Source organism: Enterobacter sp. ENT03, assembly GCF_019218745.1.
Classification (GTDB): domain Bacteria; phylum Pseudomonadota; class Gammaproteobacteria; order Enterobacterales; family Enterobacteriaceae; genus Enterobacter_D.
On sequence record NZ_JAHUXA010000006.1, the window covers coordinates 184,869 to 195,167 of the forward strand.

10 protein-coding genes are annotated in these 10,299 nt (G+C 61.6%); 6 read left to right on the forward strand and 4 right to left on the reverse strand.

Annotation, left to right across the window (positions count from 1 at the left end):
• Positions 1-22 precede the first annotated feature (22 nt).
• Genes fepC through fepD form a run of 3 tightly spaced genes read right to left on the reverse strand, consistent with a single transcriptional unit; the run spans position 23 to position 2,816 of the window.
• Positions 23-823, reverse strand: a complete 801-nt coding sequence (gene fepC / locus KW828_RS10955) for an iron-enterobactin ABC transporter ATP-binding protein (RefSeq protein WP_218336384.1) — start codon at positions 821-823, stop codon at positions 23-25.
• Positions 820-1,812 (reverse strand): iron-enterobactin ABC transporter permease, encoded by a 993-nt coding sequence (gene fepG, locus KW828_RS10960; RefSeq protein ID WP_218336385.1) that lies wholly within the window; start codon positions 1,810-1,812, stop codon positions 820-822. Before fepG ends, fepC begins: the two co-directional genes overlap by 4 nt.
• A complete protein-coding gene (gene fepD, locus KW828_RS10965) occupies positions 1,809-2,816 on the reverse strand; it encodes a Fe(3+)-siderophore ABC transporter permease (protein WP_218336386.1) in 1,008 nt (335 codons plus the stop codon). The genes fepG and fepD overlap by 4 nt, the downstream gene beginning before the upstream one ends.
• A gap of 112 nt (positions 2,817-2,928) precedes the next feature.
• On the opposite strand from fepD, the gene entS reads away from it, so the two are divergent.
• Positions 2,929-4,170: an enterobactin transporter EntS gene (gene entS / locus KW828_RS10970; protein ID WP_218336387.1), complete on the forward strand. Its 1,242-nt coding sequence runs from the start codon at positions 2,929-2,931 to the stop codon at positions 4,168-4,170.
• Here entS and fepB read toward each other — a convergent pair.
• On the reverse strand, positions 4,143-5,102 hold the full coding sequence (gene fepB / locus KW828_RS10975) for a Fe2+-enterobactin ABC transporter substrate-binding protein (protein WP_218336388.1): 960 nt from the start codon (positions 5,100-5,102) through the stop codon (positions 4,143-4,145). The two genes, entS and fepB, sit on opposite strands and share 28 nt — an antisense overlap.
• A 186-nt stretch (positions 5,103-5,288) precedes the next feature.
• Here fepB and entC point away from each other — a divergent pair, with 186 nt between their 5' ends.
• The 5 genes from entC to entH are packed head-to-tail and all read left to right on the forward strand — an operon-like array spanning position 5,289 to position 10,120.
• Complete coding sequence (entC, locus tag KW828_RS10980) at positions 5,289-6,464, forward strand: isochorismate synthase EntC (protein WP_218336389.1); 1,176 nt, start codon at positions 5,289-5,291, stop codon at positions 6,462-6,464.
• Positions 6,465-6,473: 9 nt separating this feature from the next.
• On the forward strand, positions 6,474-8,084 hold the full coding sequence (entE, locus tag KW828_RS10985) for a (2,3-dihydroxybenzoyl)adenylate synthase EntE (protein WP_218336390.1): 1,611 nt from the start codon (positions 6,474-6,476) through the stop codon (positions 8,082-8,084).
• Between the two features lie 13 nt (positions 8,085-8,097).
• Positions 8,098-8,949: an isochorismatase gene (locus tag KW828_RS10990; protein WP_218336391.1), complete on the forward strand. Its 852-nt coding sequence runs from the start codon at positions 8,098-8,100 to the stop codon at positions 8,947-8,949.
• Entirely contained in the window at positions 8,949-9,704 is a 756-nt protein-coding gene (entA, locus tag KW828_RS10995; protein WP_218336392.1) for a 2,3-dihydro-2,3-dihydroxybenzoate dehydrogenase EntA, read from the forward strand. The genes KW828_RS10990 and entA overlap by 1 nt, the downstream gene beginning before the upstream one ends.
• A gap of 2 nt (positions 9,705-9,706) precedes the next feature.
• Positions 9,707-10,120, forward strand: coding sequence for a proofreading thioesterase EntH (entH, locus tag KW828_RS11000; protein WP_218336393.1), 414 nt, complete (start codon positions 9,707-9,709; stop codon positions 10,118-10,120).
• Positions 10,121-10,299 lie beyond the last annotated feature (179 nt).

Sequence of the window (10,299 nt, forward strand, 5' to 3'; positions counted from 1 at the left end):
CAGCGCCGCCGGGCGCAATCCCCTACTGCGCACCGCGCCCCAGCGGTACCACCAGCGGCGTATGGGCCACCGGATCCTCAATAATTACACAACGCATGCCGTAAATTTTTTCGATTAACTCCGCGGTCACAATTTCTTTTGGCGCGCCCTGTGCCACGATTTTCCCGTCCCGCAGCGCAACCAGATGCGTGGCATAGCGACAGGCCTGGTTCAGATCGTGCAGCACGGTAGCCAGCGTATAACCCTGTTCACGGTTCAGTTCGCTTAACAACTCCAGCACCTCAATCTGATAGCTGATGTCCAGCCAGGTCGTTGGTTCATCCAGCAGCATGATCGCCGTTTCCTGCGCCAGCACCATGGCGATCCACGCCCGCTGGCGCTGACCGCCGGACAGCGTATCCACGCTCTGCCCGGCCAGCGCCGTCACGCCGGTCGCGTCCATTGCCCGCTGCACCGCCGCTTCATCCTCCGCCCGCCAGCGGGTAAACAGTGGCTGATGCGGATAGCGCCCGCGCGCCACCAGCTCCTGCACCGTAATATCCCCCGGCGTGGTGGCGTTTTGCGCCAGCAGGCCAATACGGCGGGCCACTTCTTTACTGTTAAAGCGCTGGATCTGCTCGCCATCAAGATAAACATGCCCGTGCGCCGGGGTCATCAGGCGGCTTAAGGTGCGCAGTAGCGTCGATTTTCCGCAGCCGTTGGGGCCGATAATCGCGGTGAAATGGCCGTCGGGCAGGGTGACGTTGAGGTTTTCAGCAACGATTTTTTTGCCATAGCCAAGGGTTAAAGCCTCGCCGCGCAACCGGGCGTCTGAGGGGATCATCTTTTGCGGGACTCCTTAATTAACAGGGCGATGAGATAGATCCCGCCCAGGCTTACGGTCACCACGCCGACCGGAAGTTGATAGGGAACAAACAGCCGTTGGGCGCAGAGATCGGCCACCAGCAACAACAATGCACCGCACAGCGCCGCCTGGGTCAGCCCCCAGCGCGCGGTGCCGCTAAGACGCCGTGCGATGTGCGGGGCAACCAGCGCAATAAAGGAGATCGGGCCGGTCAGGGCGGTAGAGGCGGCGGTGAGCACCACCGCCACCAGCATCATCAGCAGACGTGAACGCTCAACGCTGACGCCCAGCGCGCAGGCACTGTCATCGCCCATTTCCAGCAGCCGCATACGGCGCACCAGCAGGGCCGCGCAGACAAACATCACCAGCAGCACCGGCGCGGCGGGCAGGGTTTTCGTCCACGTCAGGCCGTTGAGCGATCCAGCGTTCCACAGCCCGGCGGTCAGCGCCGTCTCAAGGGACGCCTGCAACAGCAGCCAGGTATTAAAAGCCACCAGCATGGCGCGCACGCCGATGCCGATAATAATCAGCCGGAAGGTTTCAATGCCGTTGCGCCACGCCAGCAGCCAGACCACCAGCGAGGTAAGAATACCGCCTGCCATTGCCGCCAGCGCAATCGCCGTCAGATGCTGACCAAAAAGCACCATGGCGATCAGTACGCCGCTCCACGCGCCGGTGTTAAAGCCCATCACGTCCGGGCTGCCGAGCGGGTTACGCATCAGCGACTGGAAAATCGCGCCGCTGATACCCAGCGCCGCGCCGGTGAGCAGGGCGATCAGCACGCGCGGCAGACGCCACTCAGTGACCACCAGGGTGATGCCGCGCGGCGCATCGCCGGTGAGGGCGGCAAAGACCTGCGACAACGTCAACGGCACCGCGCCGCTTTGCAGACTCCACAGCGCCACCAACAGACAGGCGATCGCCAGCAGCAGGCAACTTAAAATTAAACGACGGGAAGGGGCGTTCACCAGCGACCTCCGCGACGATGACGGCGTACCAGCAGGATCAGCACTGGTGCACCGATAAAGGCACTGACCACCGACACCCGCAGTTCACCGGGCACCAGCAGACGACCCATAATATCGGCAAACAGCAACAGGGCAGGGGTGGCGATCAGCGTCACCGGCAGCGACCAGCGATGATCTGCCCCCACCAGCCAGCGCGCCATATGCGGCATCATCAGGCCGATAAAGGCAATCGGGCCGACCACCGCCGTGGCGCTGCCGCACAACACGGTGATCGCCAGTAATCCCAGCAACTGGGTGCGCGCCACGCGGCTGCCGAGTGCCGTGGCGGTATCCGCGCCGAGGCTCAGGCTGTTCAGCGCCCGGCTTTGCAGCAGGGCGATGCCCGCGGCGATCAGCACCGGCAGTAAGACGATTTTTAGGGTATGAATCTGGCGCACGTCCAGCGATCCGGCCTGCCAGAAGCGCAACTGATCGTAAACATCCGGGTTCAGCAGGGCGATGCCGCTGGATAAGCCTTCCAGCACCGCGCCAAGGGCCACCCCCGCCAGCGTCAAACGTACCGGACTGAGCTGCCCGCCGCCCGCGCTGCCGGTAAAAGCCACCACTAACGATGCCGCCAGCGCGCCGCTAAAGGCCAGCGCCAGCTGTTCATGAGGGGAGGTTAAACCGAGCAACGCCGCGCCGAGCACGATGGCGAAGCTGGCCCCGGCGTTCACGCCGAGCAGACCGGGGTCGGCCAGCGGATTGCGGGTCAGGGTTTGCATCAGCGCCCCGGCAAGGCCGAGTGCACCACCGGCAAGTAATCCGGCAAGGGTGCGTGGCAGACGGGCGTCCAGCACAATCGTGCAATCCGCAGTCTGACAACTGCCGGTGAACGCCTCCACGACGACGGAAAAGGGCAGGGATGTAGCCCCGATAAGTAAACTGAGCGCAGCCGCAACAAGCAGCAATAAAAATAACCCGGTCACGATAAGCGGACGCGCCAGGTTGGGCGGAAAAGACATCACAACATCCTTGAGTTGATAATGATAGTAGTTATCGTTATCGATCTTGTTCGGTTATGTTAGCATGTGCGGCCATTGAAAAGGTATGAGAAATCGCAATAAAGGCCCTGTAATGAACCGACAATCCTGGCTGCTAAATATGAGCCTGCTGAAAACCCACCCCGCGTTTCGCGCCGTGTTTATCGCCCGTTTTATCTCCATTTTATCCCTCGGTTTGCTGGGGGTCGGCGTGCCGGTGCAGATCCAGGCGATGACCCATTCCAGCGCGCTGGTGGGACTTGCGGTCACCCTGACCGGCGGGGCGATGTTTGTCGGGCTGATGGTGGGTGGCGTGCTGGCGGATCGCTATGAACGTAAACGCCTGATCCTGATGGCGCGCGGCACCTGCGGCCTGGGCTTTATCGGTCTGGCTATCAACGCGGCGCTGCCGGAACCCTCGCTTATCGCCATTTACCTGCTCGGCCTGTGGGACGGTTTTTTTGGCGCGCTTGGCGTGACGGCGCTGCTGGCGGCGACGCCCGCGCTGGTCGGGCGCGAGAATCTGATGCAGGCGGGGGCGATCACCATGCTGACCGTGCGTCTGGGATCGGTCATCTCTCCGCTGTGCGGCGGTTTGCTGCTGGCGTCCGGCGGCGTGGTGTGGAACTACGGGCTGGCGGCGGCGGGGACCTTTATCACCACCCTGACGTTGCTGCGTTTACCGCTACTGCCCCCGCCGCCGCAGCCACGTGAACATCCGCTGAAATCCTTGCTGGCGGCGTTTCAGTTTTTACTGCGTAGCCCGCTGATTGGCGGGATCGCCCTGCTGGGCGGGCTGCTGACCATGGCGAGCGCCGTGCGGGTGCTCTATCCGGCGCTGGCGGTGAACTGGCAGATGTCGGCATCGGAAATTGGTCTGCTGTATGCCGCCGTCCCGCTCGGCGCGGCGCTGGGAGCGCTGACAAGCGGCAATATGGCGCAGCGTTCGCGTCCGGGGGCGATCATGCTGTGCACCAACGTCGCCGCCTTTGTGGCCGTGGCGCTGTTCAGCCTGATGCCGGTCTGGGCGCTGGGGGCATTTTTCCTCGCGCTGTTTGGCTGGCTGAGCGCGGTGAGTTCGCTGTTGCAGTACACGCTGATCCAGACGCAAACGCCCGAGGCGATGCTCGGGCGCATTAACGGTTTATGGACGGCGCAGAACGTCACCGGCGATGCCATTGGCGCGGCATTGCTCGGCGGCATGGGGGCGCTGATGACGCCAGCCGCTTCCGCCAGTCTCGGCGGCTGGGTGCTGGCGGTTATCGGCCTGCTGCTGGTGGTAATGCTGAAAGAATTACGCCGTTTTCATCAGCCAAACAGCGTGGCAAACCGCTGAAGCAGCAGGCTGGCGCTGTAAAAATCAAGGCGGAATGTTTCGCTGCCCAGCGCATAAACGCGGTGGTTTTTCACCGCGCTGAGATGGCTTAACAGCGGGTTGGCTGCGAGGGCGGCGGCGTTTTTATCGTCATTGGCGAATAAAAACAGCGCTTCGCCGTTAAGTCCCGCCGCCAGGTTTTCGCCGCCCAGTTGTACGATGTCATGACGTTTGCCCTGGCTCTGACTGGCGTTCAGCCCCTCCGGCAGGGCGGCGAGCGTAAAGCCAAGCTGGGCTAACAGCTGCCCCTGCGCGGAATCTTTCGTCCACAGATTGGCGCTGTGCGCGGCCTGGTTATACACCAGCGCGCTCACCGGCTGCGGCGGCAGGGTGATTTTTTGCTTCACCGCCGCCAGTTGCGTGCTGAATTCGTCGATGCGTGCCTGCGCCTGTTTCTCCTGTCCGGTGATCTCCCCGAGCTGCGTCAGTAGCGCCTGCCAGCTTTTATCGTCGTAATTGATAATCAGCGTCGGCGCGATGGCGGAAAACTGATCGTATAACGCCAGCGCCGAGTCGCCGCCAGTGGCGCTGACGAGGATCAAATCGGGCAACTGCGCCGCCACGGCTTCCGCGCTGGCTTCGCCGATATAGAGACGTGACAGCTGGCGCTGCTTCGCAACTTTGCCCCACTGACGCAGAAAGCCTTGATCGTCGGCAAAACGGTTATTCGGCGTGGTGGCACCGCTTGCGATCACCGGCGCATCAATGGCGAGCAGCGATCCGGTGAGCGTTACGCTGGTGGAAACAATGCGCAGCGGTTTGCTTTCCAGAGTGTGCGTCCCCCGGCTGTCAGTCACCTGACGCGGCCATCCGGCGGCGTGGCTTGCGGAAAGTCCTAAAACAAAAAGGCTGAGCGCCAGTACAGCATGAAGGCGTAATGAAGCACATCTCACGGCGTTGTATCCTGTATTTATTGAGGTTAATGCTTCTCATTTTCATCTTTGTGCGACGCGGATGCAAGCGCGGGGCGCAGAAGATGCATCAACCAGAGTTGACACTGCTGACAATACCTTTTAGCTTACCGACCAAAATATAAATGATAATTATTCTTAATGCCTTTATCATTTTCGGAGGAAGATATGGATACGTCAGTGGCAGAGGGGATCGCGCAGCGTGCAGACGCGCTGTCGCCCGACCGATTTTTCTTTATGTCGCCGTACCGCAGCTTTACCACGTCCGGCTGCTTTGCGCGCTTCTCTGAGCCTGCCGTTAACGGCGACGACCTGAACAGCCCGTTCCAGCGCAAACTGGCCGAGGCCTTTGCGCTGGCAAAAGCGCAGGGCATTGCAAAACCGGTGATGGTGGGGGCGATCCCGTTTGATACCACGCAGCCATCGGCGCTCTTTATCCCGCAGTCGTGGCAGACGTTTACCCGTCCGGCAAAACAACATTCGGCGCGCTATTTCCAGGGCAGCCCAATGCCGAACGTGGTATCGCGTCAGGCGATCCCGGAGCAGGACACCTTTATGGCGATGGTGGCAGAAGCCGCGCGCCTGACCGCGACACCTATGGTGGACAAAGTGGTGCTCTCAAGGCTGATTAATATCGCCACCGACGCGCGTGTTGACAGCGGTGCGCTGCTGGAGCGTCTGATCGCGCAAAACCCGGCGAGCTTTAACTTCCACGTTCCGCTACCGGATGGCGGCGTGCTGCTCGGCGCCAGCCCGGAACTGCTGTTGCGTAAAGAAGATGAGCGTCTCAGTTCGCTGCCGCTGGCCGGTTCCGCCCGCCGTCAGCCGGATGACATGCTGGATCGCGAAGCGGGTAACAAACTGCTGGCTTCGGAAAAAGATCGTCACGAGCATGATTTAGTGGTGCAGGCGATGAAAACCGTGCTTACCCCGCGTAGCCGTGAGCTGGCGATCCCGGCCTCGCCGCAGCTGGTGAATACGCCGACGCTGTGGCATCTCGCCACGCCGGTCGAAGGCCTTGCCGCAGGTGAAGAAAACGCATTGTCGCTGGCCTGCCTGCTGCACCCGACCCCGGCGCTGAGCGGCTTCCCGCATCAGGTGGCGAAGCGGGTGATCGCCGAGCTTGAGCCGTTTAACCGTGAGCTGTTTGGCGGCATCGTCGGCTGGTGTGATGAGCAGGGCAACGGCGAATGGGTGGTGACCATCCGCTGCGCGCGGATCCACGATCGTAATGTTCGCCTGTTTGCCGGGGCGGGGATTGTGCCGGCGTCGTCTCCGGCGGCGGAGTGGCGCGAAACCGGCGTCAAACTCTCCACCATGCTTAACGTTTTTGGTCTGAATTAAGGAGCGATCATGACCCTTCCCTTTACCCGCTGGCCGGACGATTTCGCCCGCCGCTATCGTGAAAAAGGCTACTGGCAGGATCTGCCGCTGACCGACATTCTCACCCGCCATGGGCAGTCCGATCGTCCGGCGGTGATCGAAGGCGAGCGCACGCTCAGCTACCGCGAACTGAACGAGGCGTCCGATAACCTCGCCAGCAGCCTGCATCAGCACGGCATCCGACGCGGTGACAGCGCGCTGGTGCAGCTGGGCAACGTCGCGGAATTTTACATCACCTTTTTTGCGCTGCTGAAAATGGGCGTCGCGCCGGTCAATGCGCTGTTCAGCCATCAGCAGAGTGAACTTAATGCCTATGCGGCGCAGATCCGCCCGGCGCTGGTCATTGCCGACCGGGAACACAAACTGTTCCAGGACGACAGCTTCCTCACTAAATTTGTGGCCGAACATGCCAGCGTGCGTGTGGTGCTGCTGCGCAACGACCAGGGCGAGCAAGGGTTACAGGCGGCGATAACCCGTCCGGCTGAGGGTACGTTCCTGCTGCCGACTCCGGCCGATGAAGTGGCGTTTTTCCAGTTGTCCGGCGGCAGCACCGGCACGCCGAAACTCATCCCGCGCACCCACAACGACTACTACTACAGCATCCGCCGCAGCAACGAGATCTGCGAATTTACCGCCGACACGCGCTACCTGTGCGCGCTGCCCGCTGCCCATAACTATCCGCTCAGCTCCCCCGGCGCGCTGGGGGTGTTTCTTGCGCAGGGCTGCGTGGTGCTGGCCGCCGATCCGAGCGCCACGCACTGCTTCCCGTTAATTGAAAAGCATCAGATAAACGTCACCGCGCTGGTCCCGCCCGCCGTCAGCCTGTGGTTACAGGCGATTGCCGAGGGGGGCAGCAATGCACAACTGGCCTCGCTGAAACTGTTGCAGGTAGGCGGTGCGCGCCTGTCGGCCACCCTGGCCGCGCGTATCCCGGCGGAAATCGGCTGTCAGTTACAGCAAGTATTCGGCATGGCGGAAGGGCTGGTGAACTACACCCGGCTCGATGATGGTCCGGCGCGGGTGAATCACACCCAGGGCCGCCCGATGTGCCCGGACGATGAAGTGTGGGTCGCCGATGAACATGGCAATCCGCTGCCGACCGGTGAAGTGGGCCGCCTGATGACCCGCGGGCCTTACACCTTCCGCGGCTACTTTAACAGCCCGGAACACAACGCCAGCGCCTTTGACGCCAACGGTTTTTACTGTTCCGGCGATCTGATTTCCATCGATGCCGACGGCTATATCACCGTGCAGGGGCGTGAAAAAGATCAGATTAACCGCGGCGGAGAGAAGATCGCCGCCGAAGAGATTGAAAACCTGCTGCTGCGCCATCCGGCGGTGATCCATGCCGCGCTGGTGAGCATGGAAGACAGCCTGCTGGGCGAGAAAAGCTGCGCGTATCTGGTGGTGCGCCAGCCGGTGCGTCCGGTGGAGATACGCCGTTTTCTGCGTGAGCAGGGCGTCGCGGAATTTAAGCTGCCGGATCGCGTGGAGTGCGTGGACGCGCTGCCGCTGACCCCGGTCGGCAAAGTTGATAAGAAGAAATTGCGTCACATGCTGGCTGAACAGTCACAGGCGTAACACTGGAGAAGAGATGGCTATCCCAAAATTAACCGGCTATGCGCTGCCCGCCGCGGCAGAGATCCCGCACAACAAAGTGAACTGGGCCTTTGAACCTGAGCGTGCTGCGCTGCTGATCCACGATATGCAGGACTATTTTGTCAATTTCTGGGGCGATAACTGCCCGATGATGGAGCAGGTGGTGGCGAACATCGCCGCGCTGCGCCAGTTCTGCAAACAGCAGGGCATTCCGGTCTATTACACCGCGCAGCCCAAAGAGCAGAGCGACGAAGATCGCGCGCTGCTGAATGATATGTGGGGACCGGGCCTGACCCGCAAACCGGAAGAACAACAGGTGGTGGCGGCCCTTGCGCCGGACGCGGACGACACCGTGCTGGTGAAGTGGCGCTACAGCGCGTTTCACCGCTCTCCGCTTGAGCAGATGCTGAAGGCGACCGGGCGCAACCAGTTGCTCATCACCGGCGTCTATGCGCACATCGGCTGCATGACCACCGCCACCGATGCTTTTATGCGTGACATCAAGCCGTTTATGGTCGCCGACGCGCTGGCGGATTTCAGCCGTGAGGAGCACCTGATGGCGCTTAACTATGTGGCCGGGCGTGCAGGCCGCGTGGTGATGACCGACGACCTGCTGCCGGTGCCGCTGACGAAGGATGCACTGCGGGCGCAGATCCTGCCGCTGCTCGATGAATCCGACGTGCCGCTGGATGATGACAACCTGATCGATTACGGGCTGGATTCCGTGCGCATGATGGCGCTCGCCGCCCGCTGGCGCAAAGTCTACCGCGACATTGATTTTGTTATGCTGGCGAAAAATCCGACCCTCGATGCCTGGTGGGCGCTGCTCTCCCGCGAGGTGAAATAATGGCCGGGCTGGATTTTAGCGGCAAAACCGTGTGGGTGACCGGGGCGGGTAAAGGTATTGGTTACGCCACGGCGCAGGCCTTTGCCGATGCGGGCGCGCAGGTTATCGGCTTCGATCTGGACTTTCCGCAGGCGGCGTATCCGTTCGCCTGCGAGCGGCTGGACATTGCCGATGCGGCGCAGGTGGTGGCGACCTGTCAGCGCCTGCTGGCGCGCACGGCACGGCTGGATGTCCTGGTGAACGCCGCCGGAATTTTGCGTATGGGCGCGACCGATGCCCTCAGTCTTGACGACTGGCAGCAGACTCTGGCGGTGAACGTCGGCGGGGCGTTTAATCTCTTTCAGCAGACCATGCCACAATTCCGCGCCCAGCAGGGCGGGGCGATTATTACCGTCGCCTCCGATGCCGCGCACACGCCGCGTCTGGGCATGAGCGCCTATGGCGCATCGAAAGCGGCGCTGAAAAGTCTGGCCCTGACCGTCGGGCTGGAACTGGCGGCCAGTGGCGTACGCTGTAATCTCGTCTCGCCAGGCTCTACCGATACCGACATGCAGCGCACGCTGTGGACCCACGATGACGCGGAACAGCAACGCATTCGTGGCTTCGGCGAACAGTTCAAGCTCGGCATTCCACTGGGAAAAATCGCCAAACCTGCGGACATTGCCGGTACGGTGATGTTTCTGGCCTCGGATCTGGCAGGGCACATCACCTTACAGGATCTGGTGGTGGACGGCGGTTCGACGCTGGGAGCATAAACATGATCTGGAAACGTCATTTATCCCTTGATGAGCTGAACGCCACCAGCGTGGATACCCTGGTGGCGCACCTTGGCATTGTCTATACCCGGCTGGGGGATGATGTGCTGGAAGCGGTGATGCCGGTGGATGCGCGCACCCATCAGCCGTTCGGCCTGCTGCACGGTGGGGCGTCGGCGGCGCTGGCGGAAACCCTGGGTTCGATGGCAGGATTTCTGATGACCCGTGAAGGGCAGTGTGTGGTCGGCACGGAGCTGAATGCCACGCATCACCGTCCGGTATCGCAGGGCCAGGTGCGCGGTGTCTGTCAGCCGCTGCATGTCGGGCGGCAAAGTCAGAGCTGGGAAATTGTGGTGTTTGACGAGCAGGGGCGGCGCTGCTGCACCTGTCGGTTAAGTACGGCGGTGATGGGGTAGTTTTCCCTCACCCAGGGACAGGGATAACACCGGACTGTTCCCTCTCCCGTTAGGCTGAGGGATCCCCAGTAATCTGGTCATTTATTCAGGACCAGATTACTGTACTCTTTTCCCAGCACTTTCAGCGCATTAACTATACTCATCCGTCTTACCTTTCCCGGTTCGTGCCTGAGTATCGC